This window comes from Janthinobacterium sp. FT14W, assembly GCF_009208755.1.
Taxonomy (GTDB): domain Bacteria; phylum Pseudomonadota; class Gammaproteobacteria; order Burkholderiales; family Burkholderiaceae_D; genus Janthinobacterium; species Janthinobacterium violaceinigrum.
The window spans coordinates 12,911-35,601 of sequence record NZ_WFLL01000042.1 but is presented as its reverse complement, the minus strand read 5'-3'; the positions used below and the strand labels follow the sequence as shown (position 1 = coordinate 35,601).

At 65.7% G+C, this 22,691-nt stretch carries 19 protein-coding genes; 10 read left to right on the top strand and 9 right to left on the bottom strand.

The window, feature by feature from the left end; genetic code table 11:
• Positions 1-13: 13 nt before the first annotated feature.
• Entirely contained in the window at positions 14-3,379 is a 3,366-nt protein-coding gene (locus GCN74_RS22675; RefSeq protein ID WP_152258767.1) for a S41 family peptidase, read from the top strand.
• Positions 3,380-3,384: 5 nt separating this feature from the next.
• Here GCN74_RS22675 and GCN74_RS22670 read toward each other — a convergent pair whose 3' ends face one another.
• The 5 genes from GCN74_RS22670 to prpR form a co-directional block, all read right to left on the bottom strand.
• Complete coding sequence (locus tag GCN74_RS22670) at positions 3,385-4,104, bottom strand: LytR/AlgR family response regulator transcription factor (protein ID WP_193317205.1); 720 nt, start codon at positions 4,102-4,104, stop codon at positions 3,385-3,387.
• Positions 4,101-5,156, bottom strand: a complete 1,056-nt coding sequence (locus GCN74_RS22665; RefSeq protein ID WP_152258766.1) for a sensor histidine kinase — start codon at positions 5,154-5,156, stop codon at positions 4,101-4,103. The genes GCN74_RS22670 and GCN74_RS22665 overlap by 4 nt, the downstream gene beginning before the upstream one ends.
• Positions 5,157-5,159: 3 nt before the next feature.
• Positions 5,160-6,032 (bottom strand): alpha/beta fold hydrolase, encoded by an 873-nt coding sequence (locus GCN74_RS22660; RefSeq protein ID WP_152258765.1) that lies wholly within the window; start codon positions 6,030-6,032, stop codon positions 5,160-5,162.
• A gap of 90 nt (positions 6,033-6,122) precedes the next feature.
• On the bottom strand, positions 6,123-7,049 hold the full coding sequence (locus GCN74_RS22655) for a phytanoyl-CoA dioxygenase family protein (RefSeq protein WP_152258764.1): 927 nt from the start codon (positions 7,047-7,049) through the stop codon (positions 6,123-6,125).
• A gap of 23 nt (positions 7,050-7,072) precedes the next feature.
• Positions 7,073-8,698: a propionate catabolism operon regulatory protein PrpR gene (gene prpR, locus GCN74_RS22650; protein ID WP_152258763.1), complete on the bottom strand. Its 1,626-nt coding sequence runs from the start codon at positions 8,696-8,698 to the stop codon at positions 7,073-7,075.
• Positions 8,699-8,908: 210 nt separating this feature from the next.
• Here prpR and GCN74_RS22645 point away from each other — a divergent pair, with 210 nt between their 5' ends.
• Positions 8,909-12,565, top strand: a complete 3,657-nt coding sequence (locus GCN74_RS22645) for a bifunctional diguanylate cyclase/phosphodiesterase (protein ID WP_152258762.1) — start codon at positions 8,909-8,911, stop codon at positions 12,563-12,565.
• A 22-nt stretch (positions 12,566-12,587) separates the two neighbouring features.
• Here the strand turns inward: GCN74_RS22645 and xth are convergent, their stop codons facing one another.
• On the bottom strand, positions 12,588-13,352 hold the full coding sequence (gene xth / locus GCN74_RS22640; RefSeq protein ID WP_152258761.1) for an exodeoxyribonuclease III: 765 nt from the start codon (positions 13,350-13,352) through the stop codon (positions 12,588-12,590).
• A 554-nt stretch (positions 13,353-13,906) separates the two neighbouring features.
• Here xth and GCN74_RS22635 point away from each other — a divergent pair.
• Genes GCN74_RS22635 through GCN74_RS22620 form a run of 4 tightly spaced genes read left to right on the top strand, consistent with a single transcriptional unit; the run spans position 13,907 to position 15,532 of the window.
• Positions 13,907-14,293 carry a hypothetical protein gene (locus GCN74_RS22635; protein ID WP_226939173.1) on the top strand — a complete coding sequence of 129 codons (387 nt, stop codon included), beginning with the start codon at positions 13,907-13,909 and terminating at the stop codon, positions 14,291-14,293.
• A 10-nt stretch (positions 14,294-14,303) separates the two neighbouring features.
• On the top strand, positions 14,304-14,492 hold the full coding sequence (locus GCN74_RS22630) for a DUF1653 domain-containing protein (RefSeq protein WP_034782199.1): 189 nt from the start codon (positions 14,304-14,306) through the stop codon (positions 14,490-14,492).
• 33 nt (positions 14,493-14,525) lie between these two features.
• On the top strand, positions 14,526-14,996 hold the full coding sequence (locus GCN74_RS22625) for a CreA family protein (protein WP_152258760.1): 471 nt from the start codon (positions 14,526-14,528) through the stop codon (positions 14,994-14,996).
• 11 nt (positions 14,997-15,007) lie between these two features.
• Positions 15,008-15,532 (top strand): hypothetical protein, encoded by a 525-nt coding sequence (locus tag GCN74_RS22620; protein ID WP_193317204.1) that lies wholly within the window; start codon positions 15,008-15,010, stop codon positions 15,530-15,532.
• A gap of 191 nt (positions 15,533-15,723) precedes the next feature.
• Here the strand turns inward: GCN74_RS22620 and GCN74_RS22615 are convergent, their stop codons facing one another.
• Complete coding sequence (locus GCN74_RS22615; RefSeq protein ID WP_152258759.1) at positions 15,724-17,217, bottom strand: leucyl aminopeptidase; 1,494 nt, start codon at positions 17,215-17,217, stop codon at positions 15,724-15,726.
• 67 nt (positions 17,218-17,284) lie between these two features.
• Here GCN74_RS22615 and lptF point away from each other — a divergent pair, with 67 nt between their 5' ends.
• Genes lptF through GCN74_RS22595 form a run of 4 tightly spaced genes read left to right on the top strand, consistent with a single transcriptional unit; the run spans position 17,285 to position 20,992 of the window.
• Positions 17,285-18,430 carry an LPS export ABC transporter permease LptF gene (lptF, locus tag GCN74_RS22610; RefSeq protein ID WP_152258758.1) on the top strand — a complete coding sequence of 382 codons (1,146 nt, stop codon included), beginning with the start codon at positions 17,285-17,287 and terminating at the stop codon, positions 18,428-18,430.
• Entirely contained in the window at positions 18,427-19,596 is a 1,170-nt protein-coding gene (gene lptG / locus GCN74_RS22605) for an LPS export ABC transporter permease LptG (RefSeq protein WP_152258757.1), read from the top strand. The genes lptF and lptG overlap by 4 nt, the downstream gene beginning before the upstream one ends.
• Positions 19,596-20,003 (top strand): sirohydrochlorin chelatase, encoded by a 408-nt coding sequence (locus GCN74_RS22600; protein ID WP_152258756.1) that lies wholly within the window; start codon positions 19,596-19,598, stop codon positions 20,001-20,003. The genes lptG and GCN74_RS22600 overlap by 1 nt, the downstream gene beginning before the upstream one ends.
• The gene (locus GCN74_RS22595; protein WP_152258755.1) at positions 20,000-20,992 is read left to right on the top strand and encodes a Stealth CR1 domain-containing protein; all 993 of its coding nucleotides are present in this window, start codon (positions 20,000-20,002) and stop codon (positions 20,990-20,992) included. The genes GCN74_RS22600 and GCN74_RS22595 overlap by 4 nt, the downstream gene beginning before the upstream one ends.
• Positions 20,993-20,998: 6 nt before the next feature.
• Here the strand turns inward: GCN74_RS22595 and GCN74_RS22590 are convergent, their stop codons facing one another.
• Both GCN74_RS22590 and cobA read right to left on the bottom strand, forming a co-directional pair.
• Positions 20,999-21,649, bottom strand: a complete 651-nt coding sequence (locus GCN74_RS22590; protein WP_152258754.1) for a hypothetical protein — start codon at positions 21,647-21,649, stop codon at positions 20,999-21,001.
• A 249-nt stretch (positions 21,650-21,898) separates the two neighbouring features.
• On the bottom strand, positions 21,899-22,663 hold the full coding sequence (gene cobA, locus GCN74_RS22585; protein WP_152258753.1) for a uroporphyrinogen-III C-methyltransferase: 765 nt from the start codon (positions 22,661-22,663) through the stop codon (positions 21,899-21,901).
• Positions 22,664-22,691: the final 28 nt, after the last annotated feature.

Sequence of the window (22,691 nt, the reverse complement as noted above, 5' to 3'; positions counted from 1 at the left end):
AAAGACTGCTTACATGAAAATTTCCCGTACTCTTGCTTTCCTCTTGTGTTCCGCCGGCCTCCTGGGCGGCACGGCCGCCATGGCCGCTGCCGCGACGGCCGGCAGCTATTTCCGTTTTCCTGCCGTGCGCGGCGATACCGTCGTGTTCACGGCCGAAGGCGACCTGTGGAAAAGCAGCGTGCGCGGCGGCGCCGCGCAGCGTTTGACCACGCATCCCGGCTATGAAACGAATGCGGCGATTTCGCGCGACGGCCTGTGGCTGGCCTTTTCCGCCGCCTACGAGGGCGCGCAGGAAGCATATGTGATGCCGCTGGCCGGCGGCTTGCCGCGGCGTATTTCGTACGACAATGGCGGCGTGCTGGTGCTGGGCTGGACGGCGCAGGGCGAAGTGCTGGTCAGCACGCAAAATACGGACGGTCCCGCTTCGCGCCGCATCGTTGCCGCCATCGATCCCGTGAAACAGACGCGCCGCGTGTTTCCCGTGGCCGACGCCAACGATGCCGTGCTCGACGATGCGGGCAAGACGCTGTTCTTCACCCGTTTCGGCCTGGCCATGACCAACGACAATGTGCGCAACTACCGGGGCGGCGCCCATGCCACCCTGTGGCGCTATGACCTGGACGGCAAGGGCGAGGCCGTGCGCATGCACGCGGAGCCTGCCGTGTTGGCGGGCAATAACAAGCGTCCCATGTGGTGGCAGGGCCGCGTCTATTACATCAGCGACGAGGGCGGCAGCGACAATCTGTGGAGCATGCTGCCCGACGGCTCCGAGCGCCGCGCCTTGACCAGCCACACGCAGTGGGACGTGCGCAATGCGGCGCTGGGCGACGGCAAGATCGTCTACCAGCTGGGCGCCGACTTGCACGTGCTGGACCTGAACGCACCCGCCGCGTCCTCGCCCACCTCGCAGCCGCTGGCCATCAGCCTCGTGTCCGATTTCGACCAGCAGCGCGCGCGCCAGATCCGCTCGCCGCTCGATACCTTGAGCAATGTCCAGCTGTCGGGCAAGGACGAGCGCATCATCCTGACGGCGCGGGGCCGGGTCAGCATCGCCGGCACGGGCAGCTTGCGCCGCGTCGATATCGCCATTCCCGAAGGGGCGCGGGCGCGCGACGCCGTCTTTTCCAGCGACGAGAAATCCGTGTTCGCCATCGTCGACACGAGCGGCGAGAACGAAATCTGGAAATACGCCGCCGATGGCTCGGGCAAGGGCGAGCAGCTGACGACGCAGGGCGACAACCACCGCTGGAAACTGTATCCGTCGCCGGACGGGCGCTGGCTCGCGCACACGGACAAGAAAGGCCGTTTCTGGCTGCTGGACCTGGCGACCAGGGGCAACGCGCTGATCGACGACGCGGGCAAGGCGGGCGTGGACAAGCACGACGAAGTGCAATGGTCGCCCGACAGCCGCAACCTGGCCATCGTGCGCGTGGCCAGCAACGAGCAGCGCGAGCAGATCGGCCTGTATACGCTGGCCTCGAAGCAGCTGCAATTCGTCACCAGCGACCGCTACACGTCCGGTTCGCCCGTGTTTTCGCCTGACGGCAAGTGGTTGTATTTCCTGTCGGCGCGCAATTTCCAGCTGGCCAACGGCTCGCCTTGGGGCGACCGCAACATGGGTCCCGTGTTCGACAAGCGCATCGGCGTGTACGCGCTGGCGCTGCAGCCGGGCAACCGTTTCCCGTTCCAGCCCGACGATGAACTGAGCCGCCCCGGCGTCAAGCCGGCCGAGACGGACGATGAAAAGGCGGCCGAACTGGCGGCGGAAAAGGCCCTGGAAAAGGCGGGCGGCAAGGCGGCCGTGAAGAAGGCGCCGGCCGCGCTGCCGGCCATCGTCAGCCAGGGCCTGGCCGAGCGCCTGTATGAAGTGCCGCTGGCGGCGGGCAACTACAGCGCGCTGGCCGCCGACGGCAAGCGCCTGTATTTCCTCGAGCGGGAAAGCGGCGAGAACAAGTCCAGCCTGAAGACGCTCGCCATCGGCAATACCGGTTCCAAGCCGGAACTGCTGGTGGCCAATGTGCGCGAATTCGACCTGGCCCAGGATAAAAAACACCTGTACTACCGCACGGCGGCGGCCACCGGGCCGGGCGAGATGCTGGTGATCGAGGCGGGCGCCAAGCTGCCTGCCGACCTGTCGAAGGCCAAGGTCAAGGTCGACGACTGGACTTTCGTGTCGAACCCGCGCCTGGAGTGGAAGCAGATGTTCAACGACGCCTGGCGCTTGCACCGCGACTTCCTGTACGACGCGAAGATGCGCGGCGTGAACTGGAAGGCGGCGCGCGACAAATATGCGCCGCTGGTCGAGCGGGTCACGGACCGGGCCGAACTCAATGACGTGCTGGGCATGATGGTGGCCGAAGTGGGCGCCCTGCATTCGCAGATCCGTCCCGGCGAATTGCGCCGCACGGAGCAGGAAGGCACGCCCGCGGGCCTGGGCGCCGTGCTGGCGCGCACCAGCGACGGCTACGCGGTCGAACATGTCTACCGCAGCGAGGCGGAACTGCCCGCGGCGCGCGCGCCCCTGTCGCGTCCCGAGGTGGATGTGAAGGCGGGCGACGTGATCACGGCCGTCAACGGCAAGGACGTGCTGGCCGCGCGCGATATCAGCGACCTGCTGCTGAACCAGGCCGACAAGCAGGTGCTGCTGCAGGTGAAGCGTGGCAAGGCCGCGCCGCGCGCGGTCATCGTCACGCCCGTCAACATGGCGAAACAGACGGCGCTGCGCTATGGCGACTGGGAGCTGAGCCGCGCCGAGCAGGTGGCTGCCGCCTCGCAAGGGCGCATCGGCTACCTGCATTTGCGCGCCATGGGGCCGAATGACATCGCCTCGTTTGCGCGCGACTTTTACGCCAACATCAACCGCGAAGGCCTGATCATCGACGTGCGGCGCAACAACGGCGGCAATATCGACAGCTGGATCATCGAAAAACTGCTGCGCAAGGCCTGGGCCTACTGGGCGCCGCCGGGCGTGCAGCCGTCGTCGAACATGCAGAACACCTTCCGCGGCCACCTGGTCGTGCTGGTCGACGAGCTCACGTATTCGGATGGCGAGACCTTCGCCGCCGGCATCAAGGCCCTGGGCCTGGCGCCGCTGGTGGGCAAGCGCACGGCCGGCGCCGGCGTCTGGCTCAGCGACAATACGCGCCTGGCCGACAACGGCATGGCGCGCGTGGCGGAAAACGGCCAGTTCGGCATCGATGGCCAGTGGCTGATCGAAGGCGTGGGCGTGGTGCCGGACGTGGAGGTGGAAAATCCGCCGCACGCCACCTTCAATGGCGCCGACCGCCAGCTGGAAGTGGCGCTGGACATGCTGGCGAAAAAGCTCAGGGAGCAGCCGCGCCCCGCATTCCAGGCGCAGCCGATTCCCGCGCTGAAGTAAGGCCGCTACAGGCCGGTGACGGCCTTGAACTGCTGCGCGCGGCGGCGCGATACTTCGATCACGCTGCCGTCCTGCAGGTGCAGGTCGAGGCCATCGGCGGCGTTCGGCGCCACCTGCGCCACCTGCGCCAGACTGACGATCTGGCGCCGGTTGGCGCGAAAGAACAGGGCCGGATCCAGTTTCTCTTCCAGCTGGTTCAGGGTGCGCAGCATCAGCGGATGCTGCGCGCCGAAATGCACGCGCGTGTAGTTGCCTTCCGATTCCAGCAGGCGGATATCGTCAAGCGCGACAAACCAGCAGCGCTCCCCATCCTTGATGAAGACCTTGCGCGGCGCGGGTGTCGGCACGGCCTGCGCCCGCGCGCCGGCGCGCGCCAGCGCCGTGGCCAGGCGCGCCGCCTGCACGGGTTTTTGCAGATAGTCGAGGGCGCTCACTTCAAATGCCTGCAGCGCGTACTGGTCGAAGGCCGTGCAAAAGATGACGTCGGGCGCCGCGTCGAGCGACGCCAGCAGGTCGAAGCCGGAGCCGCCCGGCATCTGCACGTCGAGCAGCAGCAGGTCGGGCTGCAGCTTGCCGATCTGCGCGACGGCGTCGGCCGCGCTGGCCGCCTCGCCCACGATGTCGACGGCGCCGCACTGCACGTGGGGCGCCAGCAGGCGCCGCAGCTCGGCGCGCGCCAGGCGCTCGTCATCGACCAGCAAGACCTTCAGCGGCGGCGCGCTCATGGCTGCTCCGGCAGGTCCATGGTGGCGCAGACCCAGCCCGCCTGCTGGCGCAACGCCAGGCTGGCGTGCTCGCCGCAGGCCAGCTGCAAGCGCTGGCGCGCATTGCGCAGGCCGACGCTGGTGGACGTGCCGGGTTCGCGCAAGGCGCCCGTGTTGGCCACTTCGACCTGCAGCATGGCCACGCCTTCGGCAGGGGGCGCGCGCCGCGCCGCGATGCGGATGTCGCTGCCGTCGGCGCTGGATTCGACGCCGTACTTGACGGCGTTTTCCACCAGCGTCTGCAAGGCCATGGGCGGCACGCGCACGTGATCGAGCCCGGGGGCGATGTCGAAGCTGACGCGCAGGCGTTCCTCGAAACGTATCTGTTCGATCGCCAGGTAGGCGCGCACGGCTTCCAGTTCGGCCGACAGCGGCACCGTGTCATGCTGGCCCGATTGCAGTGCGTGGCGCATCAGGCCTGTCAGCTGGTCGATCATGTGCGCGGCTGCCTCGCGGTCTTCGTAGATCAGGGCGCGCACGCTATTGAGGCTGTTGAAGAAAAAATGCGGGTTGACCTGCGCCTGCAGGGCGCGCAGTTCGGCCTCCCGTCCATGCAGCTGCAGGCGCAGGGTTTCCGCTTCCAGGCGGGCGGCGCGGCGCAGCGACAGCGCGGTGAAATAAAACACCGTCCAGGTCAGGAAGACCCCGAACCAGAACAGCAGCGCGCCGGGCAGCCAGGCGATGCCGCGCAGGATGTCGGGCGGATACATGACGTGGAAGGCGGCCGTCACGCTGGCCGTCTGGATGGCGGCCAGCAGGACCAGCGACGGCACGATGCGTTTCCAGCGCAAGCCGTTGGCCGCCCAGCCGCGCCGGCGCAGCACGCCATGCCACAGGTGCGACAGCAGCAAGCCGCCCAGCGATCCCCAGCAGGCGATGGTCGCGACGATGCGCAGTGGCGAGGAGCCGCCGTACACGCTGTTGAACAGGGCCAGCGCGCCCCAGCCGGCCAGCTGGAAGGTCCAGTACCAGTCGATCCGGGCCAGCAGCGGGGGGCGGCGGGGTGGCGTCATGGCTCAGCGCAGGAATTGCTCGATCTGGCCGAACATCCAGTCCGGCTGGTCGTACATGATGAAGTGGCGCGCCGTGTCGGCCAGTGCGATCTGCACGCCGGGCAGCAGGCGGTACTGCTGCTGGAAGGTGGCTTCGATGGCGGCGCGCGGCGCGTAGTCCTTGTAGGCGATCCAGGTGCCCAGCACCAGGGTGGGCGACTGCACTTTCGCCACATCCTGGCGCAGGTCGCTGGCCATCAGGGTGCCCATGGCGCGGATCACCGTTTCGCGGTCCGAGCGCTGGCCCCAGCCGACGATGCGTTCCACGTCGGCCGGCGCGCTGGCCATGGCCGCGACGGTGCGGCGCTGGCTGGCGCTGGCGGCCGCCGCATCCTGGGCCCGCATGGCCGCCTGCATCTGCTGCGACATGGCTTGCAGCTGCTCTGGCGTGATGGAGGGCAGCTGCGTTGCGCCCAGCGCCGGCAGCGAATCGACGATCACCAGCTTGCCCGCCTGGGCGGGATGGTCGATGGCCATTTTCAGGGCCAGGAAGCCGCCCAGGCTATGTCCGATGATGGCCGGCCGGCCCAGTTCTTTTCCGGTGATGTAGTCGGCCAGCTGCTGTTCCGCCTGCGCCAGCAGGTCGCCTTCGATGGGCGCCACGCCGGCAAAGCCGGCCAGTGTCAGCACGTGGCAGGCGCGCCCCGCCTGCGGTCCGCACAGGCGCGCCACCGTGCCTTGCCAGACTTCGCCCGCGGATGCGAGGCCGGGAATCAGGATGAGGGGACGGCCCTGGCCCGTGACCTCGACCGTGAATGCCGCGGGCGCGGCGGCCTGGCCGGCGCCCGCCAGCAGCGCGCTACTGAGCAGTATCAATGTTTGCAATGTTCGTTTCATGGGGTACTCCTCCTTGACGACCATGCTAGCGGCGCAGGCGCCCCGCGGCCAGCGCCGCGGGATGAGCGGTGCCAGGGCAGGATGAACGGTTCAGATCCACACATCCTGATCCTGGCAGCGCTCCGGATGGTAGGTCAGGTACTGCACCATGCGCGGCGCCGGGCCGCGGTTGGGGGTGGCGCAATGGGGCAGGGCCTGGTGCCAGATGATGAAATCGCCGGCCTGGCCTTCGACGGGCACGGGCTGCAGGCTGTGGATGGCCCATTCGCGCGGCGTGGTGCCGGGCGGCAGCTGCTGCATCCAGCCGGCGATGTGGTGCTGGAAGCCGGGCACGCAGTGGAAGGCGCCATGCTGCGCCGGACAGTCGCTCAGGTACAGCATGCCCTGCAGCTTGAACGGAATCGGCTGTTGCAGGCTGACGTCCCAGTGCAGGGCGCTGCCGAGGAAACGGTGCTGCGGCGTTTCTGGAGCATTGAAGCTTACCTTGTCGATGCTGGCATAGATGGCGGTGCCTGCGCCGTACAGCTGCTGGTAGGCGTGGCGGATGTGCGCGACGTGGCGGTTTGCCTCGAGGGCAGGATGGTCGGAAAACTGCAGCATCAGGCCCCGCTTGCCCGGGTGCGGCCGGTACCACGATGCCGGTTCGTCCGGGGAGGCGCCCAGGTAGTCCCAGATGGCCGCCTGGGCGGCGGCGCACTGCGCGCGCGGCACGGCGCCGCGCAGCACCAGGTAGCCGTGTTCCTCGAAATGATGCAGTTCGGCGGCGGACAGCACGTCCTCGTGCGGGCTGCTGGCGTGGGCCGGGCGGGGCCGCGTGCGCGCGGCGATCCACTCGGTGTAGGCTTGCAGGGTGGGCCGCTGCTGGTACAGGAAGTGCAGCGCGTCTTCCATCGAAATGCCGCGCGCGTACAGCGCCTTGATGTCCCCGTTGTCGCGCGCCAGTCCGTCGGCGCCAGGCGCACCGCCTTGTCCCGTGCAGCGCTGCCATAATTGGTGCAAATGAGGCCAGTCGTCCATGGTGTCTTGAGGTGGTTGAGAAATTAGCCGGCGCGCAGGCGGCGCCACAGGGTGGTGCGGCTGATGCCCAGGTACTGGGCGGCGGCGTCGCGGCGCCCGCCGAAGCGCGCCAGTACGGCGTTGGCGCTTTCGTCTTCCAGGCGCGGCGCGGCGGTGGCGGTAGCCGCCGGCGGCAGCGCCGCCGTGCCGCCAGCGTTGGCCAGTTCCGGCGCCACGCCCAGCACGAAGGCGGGAGTGAGCGCCTGCAGCGGTTCGGCGGCCAGGAACAGGGCCAGGCGCTCGGCCAGGTTGCGCAGCTCGCGCACGTTGCCGGGCCAGTCGTAGCGGCGCAGCAGCGGCGCGCAGGCGATGATTTCCGCGTGCAGGTTGGGGTGCGGACGGGCGCCCAGCGCGGCCAGCGCGTTTTTCAGCGACCATTCGGCCAGGCCGGGAATATCGCTGGCGCGTTCGCGCAAGGCCGGCAAATGCAGGCGCAGCACGGCCAGGCGGTAGAACAGGTCGGCGCGGAAGCGTCCTTCGCGGATGCGCTGCTCCAGGTCGCAGTGGGTGGCGCTGATGATGCGCACATTGATGGCGATGGGCCGCGTGCCGCCCACGCGCACCACTTCGCGCTCTTCCAGCACGCGCAGCAGCCGCGTTTGCAGGGCCAGCGGCATTTCGCCGATTTCGTCGAGGAACAGGGTGCCGTGGTTGGCCGCCTCGAACAGGCCCGCGTGGCCGCCCCGGCGCGCGCCCGTGAATGCCCCGTCTTCGTGGCCGAACAGCTCCGATTCCAGCAGGGATTCGGCGATGGCGCCGCAATTGATGGCGATGAAGGGCCGGTTCGCGCCCAGGCTGCGGGGGCTTTCGCGGTGGATGGCCTGCGCCACCAGTTCCTTGCCGCTGCCCGTCTCGCCCTGGATCAGCACCGTCGCCGGCGAGCGGGCGTACAGCACCACCGACTGGCGCAGCGCTTCCATGGCCTCGGATTCGCCGCGCAGATCGTGCAGGCCGTGGCGCGCGCGCAGGGTGTCGGCCACCACCGCGCGCCGTCCGCGGCCCGATTCGATCTGGGTCAGGCGCGCCAGTTCCAGCGCGTCGTCGAAGGCGCGCCGGATGGCCGTGGCCGAATACACGAAGACGGCGGCCAGCCCAGCCTCTTCGGCCAGGTCCGTGACGAGGCCCGCGCCGACGACGGCCTTGACGCCGGCCGCCTTGAGTTCATTGATCTGCGCGCGCGCGTCTTCCTCGGTGGCATACGTGCGTTGAAAAATGGGGAAGCCGAATGTGGCGGCAAATTCGCCCAGTTCCGGCATCGGGTCCTGGTAGGTGACGACGCCGATCTGCGGCGAGATGCGCCGCGCGCGCGCCAGCGCCTGCATCACGTCGTAGCCGCTGGCCTTGGCGATGATGACGGGCACCGACAGCCGGCCTTTCAGGTAGGCGCCGTTCGAGCCGGCCGCGATGACGGCGTCGCAGCGCTCGGTGGCCATGCGCTCGCGGATATGGCGCACGGCGTCGTCGAAGCCCAGGTTGATCGGTTCGATCGTTGCCAGGTCGTCGTATTCGAGCGTGATGTCGCGGAACAGGTCGAACAGGCGCGAGACGGAGACGGTCCAGATGACGGGTTTGTCGCGGTGGTCGAGCGGAGGTTGGGGAGGGCGGCGCATGCTTTATTCTAAACGATTTGTTTCATTTTTTAGCCATGCAACGGCCTTGCAACGGGCGTGTTGCAAGCAGTCTGTGGCGTTTCAGATATTGCCAATAAGGAATATGAAAAAACCCCGGGAAACTGGTTTATGATCTAGCAGCACCATGATGCCTATGGAATATATTGCTCAGGCGCATGTTCGACCGTTACCAACCGACCCATGGTGTCCATGAACCGCGTACCGACCAGTCCCGATTTCATTGCCGATGCCTTGCAGCTGATCGCCTTGCCGGCGTGTGCCTGCGATGCCTGCGGCATGGTGGTGGCCGCGAATGGCGCCTTGAACGCCTTGCTGGACAGGGATGTGTCGGGCCGGCTGCTGGCCGATTGTTTCAGCGACGCCTATCGCGCGTCGAGCACCAGCATGCTGCGCGGCGCGCTGGGCGCGGCGGGGCGCGAGCGGCACTGGGACAGCAGCCTTGAAGGGGCGGCGGGCGCCATCGCCGTGCAGGTGTGGGCCAGGCCGCTGCCGGTGGGCGATGGTTTGCCGGGCGCAACCCTGGTGTTTGCCGACATCAGCTTGCAGCAGCGCGACCAGCAAGCCTTGCGCAAGACCTTGCTGGAACAGCAGGCCATCCTGGAAAGCGCGGCCGTCGGCATCGTGTTTTCCAAGGGCGGCTTCATCGAGGAGTGCAATATCCGCGCCGCGGAGATGCTCGGTTATGCGCGCCACCAGTTGACGGGCATGCCGGGCGCGGTGCTGTACCGCTCCGCCGAGCATTGCCGCGCGCTGGGGCTGGAAGCGGCGCCGCTGTTGTCGAAGGGCAAGCCGTACCGTACCGAACTGGAATTGCGGCGCCAGGATGGCACCTTGTTCTGGAGCCGGCTGCACGGGCGCGCCGTCGACCCCCTCAATACCCATGACGGCACGGTATGGATCATCGAGGATATCAGCGACCACCGGCGCGATGAAGACCAGCTGCGCCGCGCCATGCTGGAAATGCAGGCCGTGATGGACAACGCGCCGCTGGCCATCGGTTTTCAGCGCGACAAGGGCGTGCTGCGCTACAACCGGCGCTTCGCCGAATGCTTCGGCTTTGACGGCGACAGCGGCGTGGGCTTGCCGGTGGCCGACCTGTATCCGTCGCGCGCCGCGTACGAGAGCGTGGTGCGGCAGGCCGCGCCCCTGCTGCGGCGCGGCCTGCCGTTCCAGGGCGAGATGGAGATGCGCCGCCGCGACGGCTCTACGTTCTGGGCGCTCGCGTATGGCTATGTCCTGAACCCGGAAAGCCAGGCCGGCCGCGGCCTGCGCGACACGATCTGGCTGTTCGACGACCGCAGCGCGCAAAAGGCGGCCGAGGAGGCCACGCGCCAGCTGATGCTGGAGCAGCAGGCCATCCTCGACAACGCCTCCGTCGGCATCCTGTTTTCCCGTTCGCGCCTGGTCCTGCGCTGCAATCCCCGCTTCGCCGAAATGTTCGGCTACGCGCAGGAGGAGATGACGGGCCTGCCCGCCGCCGAGCTGTTTCCCTCGCCCGCCGCCTACGAGGAGTTTGGCGTGCAGGCCACGCCGCTGCTGGGGCAGGGCTTGCCGTACGAGCAGGATGAAGCGCTGTTCCGCCGCCGCGACGGCAGCCTGTTCTGGTGCCGCATCCGCGCCAAGGCCGTCGATCAGGCGCACAGCGAACAGGGCACCATCTGGATACTCGAAGACGTCACGGCCAGCCGCCAGACGCAGATGGAAGTGGCGGCCATCATGACGAATGCCTCGGTGAGCATCCTGTATACCAAGAACCGCCAGATCACGCGCTACAACCTGGGCTTTGCCGCGATGTTCGGCTACAGCGGCGACGAGGCGCTGGGCTTGCCCGGCCGCGCGCTGTACGTCTCGCAGCAATCCTACGAGCTGCTGGGCGCGGCGGCCTTCCCCTTCCTGTCGGTGGCCAAGCCCTTCCAGACGGAAGTGGAAATGATGCGCCGCGACGGCAGCACCTTGTGGGCGCAGCTGATCGCCTATGTCGTCAATCCGGACGATCCCGCCGCCGGCACCATCTGGATCATCGAGGACCGCACGGAGGCGAAGCGCGCCGAGGAATCCCTGCGCAACGCGCTGCTGGAAAACCAGGCCATCCTCGACAGCGCCGTGCTGGGCATCTCGGTGGTGGAGGGCGGCTACAATTTGCGCAGCAACAGCAAGATGGAAGAGCTGTTCGGCTACGGGCCAGGCGAGATCAACGGCCTGTCGGTGCAGGCCCTGTATCCGGACGTCGCTGCGTGGAAGGCGGCGCGCGGCGAGACGGCGCGCGATTTCGGCGCGGGCAGGGTGCACATGTCGGAATACCAGCTGGTGCGCAAGGATGGTAGCCGTTTCTGGGCGCGCCTGTCCGGCCGGCCGTTCGACCTGGCGCATGCGCACGGCCGTTCGGTGTGGCTGGTGGACGACGTGACGGCGCGCCGCGAGGCGGCCGAGGCGGTGCGCCGCGCGCGCGATGAACTGGAGCTGCGGGTGCAGGAGCGCACGGCCGAACTGGCCGGCGCCAACCTGCTGCTGCAGGGCGAGATCGTCGAGCGGCGCCAGGCCGAGGCGCGGGTGCACCACATGGCTTACCACGACAACCTGACGGGCTTGCCGAACCGCGCGCTGCTGTCGGACCGGCTGGAACGGGCCATGCTGGCCGCGCAGCGTTCCGGCCGCAAGCTGGCCGTGATGTTCATCGACCTGGACCGCTTCAAGACCATCAACGATTCGCTGGGCCACATGACGGGCGACCTGCTGCTCAAGGAAGTGGCCGCGCGGCTGTGCGGCGCCGTGCGCGCCAGCGACACGGTGGCGCGCCTGGGCGGCGATGAATTCGTCGTGCTGGTGCCGGGCATCCGCGGCACCGATGAAGCGGCGCGCGTGGCCGAGAAGATCATCGAGGCGCTGACGCCCGCCTTTCCGCTCGACGGCCATGTGCTGCACGTGACGCCGTCGATCGGCATCTGCGTGTATCCGGACGATGGCGGCGATGTCGACGCCCTGATGCGCCATGCGGATGCGGCCATGTACCACGCCAAGGGCAATGGCCGCAACAACTACCAGTTCTTCACGCAGACGATGAACCAGGCGGCGGCCCTGCACTTCGACCTGGAAAGCAGCTTGCGCACGGCGCTGGCGCTGCAGCAGTTCGAGCTGTTCTACCAGCCCGTCATCGATATCGCCACGCGCCGCCTGCACGGCATGGAAGTGCTGCTGCGCTGGCGCCGTCCCGGCCATGGACTGGTGCTGCCTGACCGCTTCATTCCCATCATGGAGGAAAACGGCCTGATCGTGCCGGTGGGCGAATGGGTGATGCGCCAGGCGTGCGAGCAAAGCATGGCCTGGCAGCGCCAGGGCCTGCAAGCGGTGCCGCTGGCGGTGAACCTGTCGCCGCGCCAGTTCATGCACAAGGGCCTGGTGGCGGCCATCGGCGCCGTGGTGCGGGAAACGGGCATCGACCCGTCGCTGCTGGAATTCGAGATCACCGAGACGGCGCTGATGCAGCATGGCGAGCATACGCTGGAGATTTTGCGGCAGATCAATGGCATGGGCCTGCGCCTGTCGATCGACGATTTCGGCACCGGCTATTCCAGCCTGGCCTACCTGAAGCGCTTCCCCGTGAAGAAGGTCAAGATCGACCGCGCCTTCATCAAGGACCTGGAACACAGCGGGGAAGACCGGGCCATCGTGGCGGCCATCATCGCGCTGGCCGACAGCCTGCAATTGTCGGCCGTGGCCGAGGGCGTGGAGACGGAAGAGCAGTTCGCCCTGCTGCAGGCAAGCGGCTGCCGCTACGCGCAGGGCTATCTGTTTTCCGCTCCGGTGCCTGCGGCGAATGCGCAGGTGCTGCTGGAGGGCGCGACCTGAGCTGCCGCGCTTCGGCCGGCGATCAGTCGATGGTGGCCACGACGGGCGCATGGTCGGACGGCTGCTCCCACTTGCGGGGCACGCGGTCGATCACGCAGGCCGTGCAGCGGGCGGCGAGGGCGGGCGAGAGCAGGATATGGTCGATGCGCAGGCCCTTGTTCAGGCGGAAGCCCAGCTGGCGGTAATCCCACCAGCTGAACGATTTGTCAGCCTGCTCGAACAGGCGGAAGGCGTCCGTCAGGCCGATGTCGAACAGGCGCTGCAGGGCCGCGCGTTCCTTGTCCGACACCAGCACCTGGCCGGCCCAGGCGACGGGGTCGTGCACGTCGCGGTCGTCGGGCGCGATATTGTAGTCGCCCACGACGGCCAGTTGCGGATGCTGCTGCGCTTCTTCGGCCAGCCAGTCGTGCAGGGCGGCCAGCCAGCCCAGCTTGTATTCGTACTTGTCCGAGTCGACGCTCTGGCCGTTCGGCACATAGGCGCAGACGACGCGCACACCGCCGATGGTGGCGGCCAGGATGCGCTGCTGCGCATCTTCATAGCGGGGATTGTTCTTCACCACGTCGGTGATCGGCTGCTTCGACAGGATGGCCACGCCGTTGTAGGTTTTCTGGCCGCTGAAGACCACCTGGTAGCCGGCCGCCTCGATCTCGGCGACGGGGAACTTGTCGTCCGTGAGCTTGGTCTCTTGCAAGCAGAGTATGTCGACCGGGTTGTCTGTCAGCCACTGCAGTACTTGCGGCAGGCGCACTTTGAGCGAGTTGACGTTCCAGGTGGCGAGTTTCATGGGAAAAATCCTTGCTTGAATAGGTATCGATAGGCGCGAATCTTACCGCATGCGTGCGGGCGGCGTCCTGCCCCGCTGGTCAAGTGCATGCTTTATTTGCTTGCAAGGAAAAAGAGTATTAATAAAGTATTTATATTTAACCAATCGTGGCGCATGAATATTATGTTTTTGTGTATCATTGATCAATCCCTATGTTTGATTTGGCATAAGTGGCTGGCGTGGCAGGCTGCGTCTCCCCATTTAACGCGACAAAGGTGTAAAGTTTCTCGCTAAAACGCGATAAAAACTACTAAAATGGCACAATGTAACAACTGTGTCATACGGCTTTGTTACAGCCAAGTTAAGAACCGAACAGGAAGCAGTTGTAATTAGTTGTAATTGCTATTCCGATTACATGACCACTGTGCCCGGGGCGGAGCGTAGATTCCGTCCCTGGCGCCGCCAGACTTGTTATATAAATTGCAGTACTATATCTATGAGACTGTTTTGCGACATCAATAGATGGTACTATTTTGAAATGTTGCAGTTTTAATAGTGAGACTTGCGCGTAGCATTTGCAAAGGAAGAAAATGCGAACTGCATTTGAAGCGTGGGCGCAGCGTGACGGCCACATTGTGCGGCGAAGAGAAGACAAACCGGATGAGTACCTGATCTTCGAGACCCAGCGTCGCTGGGTTATCTGGCAGGCTGCTCTGACGCATGGCAAGACGGCTGCGAAGCCGCGGGTGAGCGCTGCCGAAAAGGCGGCGAAGGCCCAGCGCGCGCTGGAAATGTCTTCCGATGAAGCGACCGTGCGCAACAAGGTGCTCAATGAGGTGCTCGACGCCTTCAGCGGCGCCGATGGCGCGGCCGGCATGGAAGGCATACTGAAAGTGATCCAGGGCCTGAAAATGAAGCAGAAGGCACTGGCCGACGACAAGAGCGAAGATTCCACGGCTTGAGGAGACGGCGATGCGCTATCGGCACTACAAGGGCGGCATTTATGAACTGGTGTGCGAAGCCACGCTGGAAGCGGATCTCACGCCGATGATCGTCTATCGCGCCGCAGACGGTTCCATCTGGACCCGGCCGAAAGACGTGTTCTTTCAGCTGATCGAGGTCGAAGGCGTCATGGTCCAGCGTTTCGCCCCCATCAACTGATGGCCGCCTGCGTGCGTGCCCGGGATTCTCTTCATGCGTAAATTGCTGCCTGCCGCAGTGGTGCTGGGCCTTGCCTGCACCGCGGCGCATGCCGAAACCATCGGTTCGGTCGACACGGTGTTCAAGCTGATCGGCCCTGACCACAAGATCGTCGTCGAAGCGTATGACGATCCCCGCGTCGCCGGCGTCAGCTGCTATCTGTCGCGCGCCAAGACGGGCGGCATCAAGGGCGCCGTCGGCCTGGCCGAAGACAAGGCCGATGCGGCCGTGGCCTGCCGCCAGGTGGGACCGCTGCAATTCAAGGGCAAGCTGCCGCGCCAGGAAGAAGTGTTTACCGAGCGCGCCTCGATCTTCTTCAAGCATGTGCGCGTCGTGCGCATGGTCGACAGCAAGCGCAATGCGCTGGTCTATCTCGTCTATTCCGACCGCCTGATCGAGGGTAGTCCGAAAAACAGCGTCACCGCCGTCGCCGTGCCGGGCGACCAGCCGATTCCCGTCCGTTAAGCGAGCCAGCCATGCGCGTACCATCGTCTGCCGCCCTTGCCGCCAGGACGCTGCTGCTGTTTGGCCTGGGCGGCTGCGCCACGTTGACGGGCAACACCGAGCAGATGGTGCTGGTGCAAACCATCCAGGACAACCGCGAACTGAGCGGCGCCGGCTGCATCCTCAGCAACGACGTGGGCAAGTGGTTTGTCACCACGCCGGGGCGCATTATCATCCGCAAGAGCCAGGAACCGCTGAAGGTCGACTGCCGCAAGCACGGTTCGCCAGCCATCGCGACGGACGACCATATCGATCCCAAGCTCAATGGCAGCGTCTGGGGCAATGTCATCCTGACCCTGGGCGTCGGCTATTTCGTCGACCGCAACACGGGTGCCGGCTTCGACTACCCGTCCATTCTGACCATCGTCATGCAGGACCCCGCGCGCCTGGCGCCGCCTCCGCCGGTTCCCGCGCCGCCGCCGGCCGCCGCCGTGCCGGAAGCGGTGGTGCAGCCCAAGGTGGCGCCGCTGCCGATTCCCGATCCCGTCGTCTACTGATTCATGCGCTGCGCATAAAAAAACCGCCATGGTCGCAAGACCTGGCGGTTTTTTTTTACGGTGTCACGACGCCTGACAAAACCGTCGCGAGCGGGAGCTGGTGGTGGCCGAGAAGCGCAGCTGTACTTCAGGTACAGCGAGCATCGCCGGCCGCCAATAGCCCCGCGCAGCAGGTTTGGTCTGGCGTTTCCTTACACGCGGTTGATCAGGAACGTCGTCAAGAGCGGCACCGGACGGCCGGTCGCGCCTTTTGCGCCACCCGATTTCCATGCCGTGCCGGCGATGTCCAGATGCGCCCAGGTGTACTTCCTGGTGAAGTTTTCCAGGAACGCTGCTGCCGTCACCGAACCGCCGCCTGGCGTGCCGATGTTGGCCAGGTCGGCGAAGTTCGACTTCAGCTGCTCGTTGTACGCTTCTTCGATCGGCATGCGCCATGCCGTGTCGCTCGATTGCTTGCCCGCTGCCAGCAGTTCATTGGCCAGCTGGTCATGCGCCGCATCGCTGCGCGTAAACAGGCCGCTGTTGTGGTGGCCCAGGGCGACGACGCAAGCGCCCGTCAGGGTGGCGATATCGACCACGGCTGCCGGCTTGAAGCGTTCGGCGTAGGTCAGCGCGTCGCACAGCACCAGGCGGCCTTCGGCGTCCGTGTTCAGCACTTCGATGGTCAGGCCGTTCATCGAGGTGACGATGTCGCCCGGTTTGGTGGCGCGGCCCGACGGCATGTTTTCGCATGCGGCGATGACGCCGATGACGTTCAGCTTCAGATTCATTTCGCCGATGGCGCGGAAGGTGCCCAGTACCGAGGCGGCGCCGCACATGTCGTACTTCATTTCGTCCATGCCGGGACCGGCCTTGATGGAAATGCCGCCCGTGTCGAAGGTGATGCCCTTGCCGACCAGGACCACTGGCGCATCCTTGGCCTTGCCGCCCATGTGCTTCAGGACGATGAACTTCGGCGGCTGCTCGCTGCCGTTGGTGACGGACAGGAAGCTGCCCATTTTCAGCGCTTCGAGCTGTTTGCGGTCCAGTACTTCGACTTCGAACTTGTAATCCTTGGCCAGCTGCTTGGCCGTGTTGGCCAGGTAGGTCGGGTTGGCGATGTTCGCCGGCAGGTCGCCCAAGTTGCGCGTCAGGTCGGAACCGTTGGCGATGGCGATGGCTTGCGCCAGTGCGCCGCGCGTGGCGTTGGTCGCCGGTGCCGACAGGACGATCTTGCGCACGCCCGCTGGCGCCGGGTCTTTTTTGCTTTTTTGCGAGTCGCAGCGGTATTCGCTGTCGTGGGCGGCTTGCACCACGCAACGGATTGCCCAATTTACGTCGCGCTCTTTCACTTCCGTCAGCGGTAATGCGATAATGGCGTCCGCAGCGCCCAGCGAGCCAAACGCCTTGAGCGCCGCTTGCACGCCGCTGGCGAAGCTTTTTTCGCTGACAGTTTCATCGCTGCCCATGCCAACGAGCAGAACACGTTCCGCGGCGACGCCATCGACTGCGCGCAGCAGCAACGTGCTGCCAGGCTTGCCGCTGATGTCGCCGGACTTCAGCGCAGCCGAAATCGCACCCTTGCTGTCCAGCGATTTTGCCGCTGGCGACAGTTTTTTGTTTTCGAATACCGCAACCGCGATGCATCCGCTTTTGGCCGTGCCGAGGGTGCTCTTGGTATCGAATGCTTTTATGCTAAAGTCCATTTGGTTCTCCGTTTTCATTTACTAGTAACGTGTTACTCAACTAACTGACCCGAATTATAAACTCCGAATGATCTTTCAACGCGCCCTTCGACGTGAATTGGCTAGTGCCGCCGGGGCCACCTTCACTGTTTTGTTCAGTATCCTGCTCACCTGGATGCTGATCGGTATTCTCGGCAAGGCGGCGGGCGGCAAAATCGCGTCGTCCGACGTCATGTCCCTGATGGTCTTTTCCGCCCTGATGCAGCTGCCCACCATCATCATCCTCACCGGTTTCATTTCGGTGCTGATGGTCGTCACGCGCAGCTACAAGGAGTCGGAGATGGTGGTGTGGTTCGCTTCCGGCCTGAGCCTGTCGCGCTGGATCTGGCCCGTCCTCAGCTTCGGCCTGCCGCTGGTGCTGGCCACCGGCGTCCTGAGCCTGTACGCCACGCCGTGGGCGCAAAAGAAAAGCGATGAATATGTGGCGCGCTTTGAAAAGCGCGAAGACCTGCAGAAAGTCACGCCGGGCCAGTTCCGCGAATCGGCCGGCAGCAACCGCATTTTCTTCGTCGAGGGCGTCAGCGGCGAGAAAAACGTGGTGCAGAACGTCTTCGTCAATACCGTCGATGAAAAAGGCAGCGCCGTCGTCGTCGTCGCCCGCGAAGGCGTGATCAATACCGACGCCAAGGGCGAACGCTTCCTGGTGCTCAAGAGCGGCCGCCGCTACCAGGGCGTGCCGACGCAAGCGGACTTCCAGAGCATGGAATTCGAGCAGTACATCATGCGCATCGAGAGCAAGCAGCAGGAGCTGGGAGCGGAGCTGGGCGTGCGCGCCATGAGCACCATGGCGCTCATCGCCGAACCGAACCCGTACACCATGGCCGAATTGCTGTGGCGGGTCAGTGCGCCGCTGATCGGCCTGATGCTGATCCTGCTGGCCATTCCGCTGGGCTTTGTCAATCCGCGTGCCGGCAGTTCGACCAACCTGATCATCGCCCTGCTGATTTTCTTTACCTACAGCAACCTTATCAAGGTCGTCGAAGCGAGCGTGAAACAGGGGCGCCTGAGCTTTGGCGTGGCCTGGTGGCCGCTGCACCTGCTGGCGGCACTGGCCGTGGTGGCGCTGTTTGCATGGCGCCTGAATGTGAATCACCGCTATCATCCGCTGGTCCTGCTGGCGTCCTTCAAGCGCGCGCGCCGCGCCGGCAATACAAGTAAAGCGGCATCGAAATGAAGATTTTACAGCGCTATTTTGCGGTCTCGATATTCCAGGCGGTGCTGTTCGTGCTGCTGGCCTTCCTGGCACTGCAAGCCTTCATCGACCTGACGGGCGAGCTGCCCAAGGTGGGCCGCAACGGCTATACCATCCAGTATGCGTTCCTGTACGTGCTGGTGCTGGTGCCGGGGCACGTGTACGAGGTGATGCCGATCGCGGCCCTGATCGGCACCATTTACACGATGGCGCAGTTTGCCGCCAGCTCCGAATTTACCATCATGCGCGCGTCGAGCATGTCGACGGCGATGGCGGCCGGTTTCCTGTTCCGCATCGGCATCGTCTTCGTCGTCATCACCTTTATCTTCGGTGAATTGATCACGCCGCGCACGGAGCCGCTGGCCGAGCGTCTCAAGCTGACCTCGCGCGGCGCGGCCGTGTCGAGCGAATTCCGCTCCGGGCTGTGGACCAAGGACATGGTCAAGAGCGACGGCCTGACGGGCAGCGTCACCGGTTCGCGCTTTTTCAATGTGGGCGAAGCGCGTCCGGATGGCCAGCTGAAAAACGTCAAGCTGTATGAATTCGACACCGACATGCGCTTGCGCACCCTGACCGTGGCCAAGGGCGCTACCTACCAGGGCAATAATATCTGGCGCCTGACCGAGGTGACGGAAACCTCGTTCTCGAACAGCGCGGCGACCGCGCCCGGCTTCGAGCCGAAGCTGTCGAACTACTATGGCCAGGAGACGAGCCTGGTGCGCACCGTGCAAAGCGCCAGCAAGGACATGACGTCGGAAGTGACGCCGAAGATCCTGACGGTGTCGGCGTCCGATCCCGAGCGCATGTCGGCCAGCGAACTGGCCGTGTACACGCGCCACCTGGCCGAGAACAAGCAGGAAACCGAGCGTTTCCGCATCGCCTTCTGGAAAAAGCTGATCGATCCGCTGGCCATTTTCGTGCTGATGGCGCTGGCGCTGCCGTTTGCCTACATGCACACGCGCAGCGGCGGCATCAGCCTGAAGATCTTCATCGGCATCATGATCGGCGTGAGCTTCATGCTGGTCAACACCCTGTTCTCGCATCTCGGGCTGCTCAGCACCTGGCCGGCCTTCCTGACGGCGGTGGCGCCGAGCGCCCTGTACCTGCTGCTGGCGCTGGGCGCCCTGTGGTGGGTGGAGCGGCACTGATGGCGGCGCACGTGCAACAGGCATTGATCCTGTTTGCCCACGGCGCGCGCGCTGCATCGTGGGCCGCGCCCTTCGAGCGCCTGCGCGACCTGACCCAGGCGCGCATGCCCGACGCCAGCGTGCACCTGGCCTTCCTGGAACTGATGTCGCCGCGCCTGCCCGAGCTGGTAGCGGCCCTGCTGGCCCAGCTGCCCGCCGGCGCCATCCTGGACGCCACCGTGGTGCCGGTGTTCCTGGGGCAGGGCGGGCATGTGCTGCGCGACTTGCCGCTCTTGCTGGAAGAACTGCGCCAGCAGCATCCGCGCCTGCGCCTGAAGGTGGTCGAGGCGGTGGGCGAAAACGCCAGCGTGCTTGCCGCCATCGCCGACTACTGCGTGGCCGCGCCAGGCTCCAGCCCCATCTCTTGAGCGGCGCCGCCAGCGCGATGCCTGCCGCGGCCATCGACATCGTCTACCTGTGGGTCGATGGCGCCGACCCGGCCTGGCGCGCGCGCCGGCAGCACGCGTATGCCGCCTGGGAGCGTGCGCACCCGGGCCAGCTGGCCCTGCACGGCAACGTGGCGGGACGCTACCGCGACAACGGCGAGCTGCGCTACAACCTGCGCGCGCTCGAGCGCTTCTTCCCAGGCCACGGCCATATCTATCTGCTGACGGACCGCCAGGTGCCTGCCTGGCTGCGCGCGTCGCCGCGCCTGACGGTGATCGACCATGCCAGCCTGATGCCCGGTGCATCCCTGCCCGTGTTCGATTCCGGCCATATCGAATCGTATCTGCACCATATTCCGGGCCTGTCCGAGCGCTTCCTGTATTTGAACGACGACGTGTTCTTTGGCGCGCCGTTCGAGCCGACCTTCTGGTTTGGCGGGGAAGGGGACGGGCGCTTGAGCGTTTTCACGGAGAGTGCGCTGCAGGAGGACATGCAGGGCTTGCGCGCCGACGTGGCCGCGCCCGTCAACTGCGCCACCTTGTCGCGGCAATGGCTGTCGGCGCAGTACGCCGATTACCGGCATGAGCCGCGCCTGTATGCGCATGCGCCGCGGCCCATGCTGAAAAGCGCGCTGCATGCGCTGGAAGGGCTGGCGCCGGCCGTGTTTGCCGGCGTGCGCGCGACCGTGTTCCGCTCCTGGCAGGTGCCGGCATTGCTGCCCGACCTGGTGCCGCGCTGGATGGTGCATCAGGGAGTGGCGCGGGCGCGCATGCTCGATCCGCTGCATATCGCCAGCGGCGACGCGGATGCGCCGCGGCAGCTGGAGCAGCTGCTGGCGCAGTTCGGCCGCTTGCCGTTTTTCTGCATCAACGATACCTGCGACGAGGCCGAAGACGACGACCCGCGCTTGCTGCGCGTGGCCGCTACCTTGCAGCAGCTGCTGCCGCTGCCATCTTCATTTGAAATGTGACGGCGCTCAAGCCGCTTTCTTGTTTGGCGCCAGGCTGATGCGGGCTGCGGCCGAGCTGTCGGACAGCGCGGCGAGGAACAGCAGCAGATAGGCGCCCAGTTCCAGCACTTCTTCGCCCAGCAGCGCGTAGGCGTCCGGCATGCCGTGGAAGACCTTCTTGTCGAAGGGCCAGCCGGCAACCATCAGCAAGCCGCCGATGGCCGTCAGGATGGTGATGCGCATGCTGAAAATCTGCGGCGCATGGGCAAACACCTTGCGGGCGCGCGGCGCGAAGAAGATCAGCACGCGTATCAGGATCAGCAGCTCGACCACGCGCAGGGCTTTTTCCAGCTGCGCCCACGCGGGCGCCGTGCCGAACTGGTCGATATCGAGTTCGCGCAGCAGGAAGCCGAACAGCAGGGCCGACAAGCCGGCATGCATGAGGAAACGCAGGGACTGGCGGTCGGCTTCCTGCCACGCGCGCGCGCCGTGCACGGTGCAGGCCAGGGCCAGGAACAGCGCCTGCAGCCATTCCAGCAAGTGGTTTTCATCGTCGATATTCGGGAACACCGTCCACAGGGCGATGGAGGCAAGCATGCTGAACAGCACAGCGCTGGCGACGCCGGCATTGCTGCGGCTGAGCGAAGTCAGGGCTTCGCGCACGGAAGAGAAATTCATTGTTGATTGTGACGGCTCAAGTTGCGCGGCGCGGTATTGCAGCCTGCGGGCGCAGCTTTTTTCGGGGAGATTGCCGGGGCGGTTCCCGTCAGCGGGGAAGCCGCGCAGCAAGTGCTATGGCGGGGCGAAGCGTGATCTTATTGCTATCACGCAACAACTTCTCGAGAAAAGATGCGTGAGCATCGTATCATGTTTCGTCGAAAGACGTCAGTTACTGACTTTAAAGTCGGTAAAATACGGTGTATTTATTCAAGCATGGCGCGCCACAATGGCGACCTCTTCGCCGATGGTCTGGTGCGCGCGCGCGGCCATGGCGTCGCCCAGCATCACCAGCACGGGACCGTGGGTGTCGCCCAGGCCGTGCGCGAGGGCGCTCAGCGGCAGGCGCACGATGCGCTGGTCCGGGCGGCTGCAGTTTTCAATCACCACCACGGGCGTGTCAATGCGCCGGCCCTGGGCCAGCAGGCGCTGCGCCGTGGCGATGGCTTCGCGCCCGCCCATGTATTGCACGAGAGTGTCGCAGTCGGGAATGCGCGTCTGGTCCGGTTCGCCCGGCGCCGTGCTGGACGTGAAGAAGGCCACGCTGCGCGACACGCCCCGCTTGGTCAGCGGCTGCTGCGTGGCGGCCGCTGCCGCCAGGGCCGTGGTAATGCCGGGCACCACTTCGACGGCGATGCCCGCTTCTTCCAGTGCCCGCAGTTCCTCGTCGGCGCGGCCGAACAGCATGGGGTCGCCCCCTTTCAGGCGCACCACGACGGCGTGCTTGCGCGCGTGGTCGACCAGTTGCTTGTTGATGAACGCCTGCGCCGTCGATAGCTGGCCGCAGCGCTTGCCTACAAGAATCTTTTGCGCCTGGGGGCACAGCTCCAGCATCTCTTCGGTGACCAGCGCGTCGTGCAGCACGACGTCCGCTTGCGCCAGCAGGCGCGCGCCGCGCAAGGTCATCAGGTCTTGCGCGCCGGGGCCGGCGCCGATCAGGTAGACCTTGCCGGGGAGAGATGGGGAGCTGTTCATATGGCTGCCTTTCCTGGACGATGCGGGG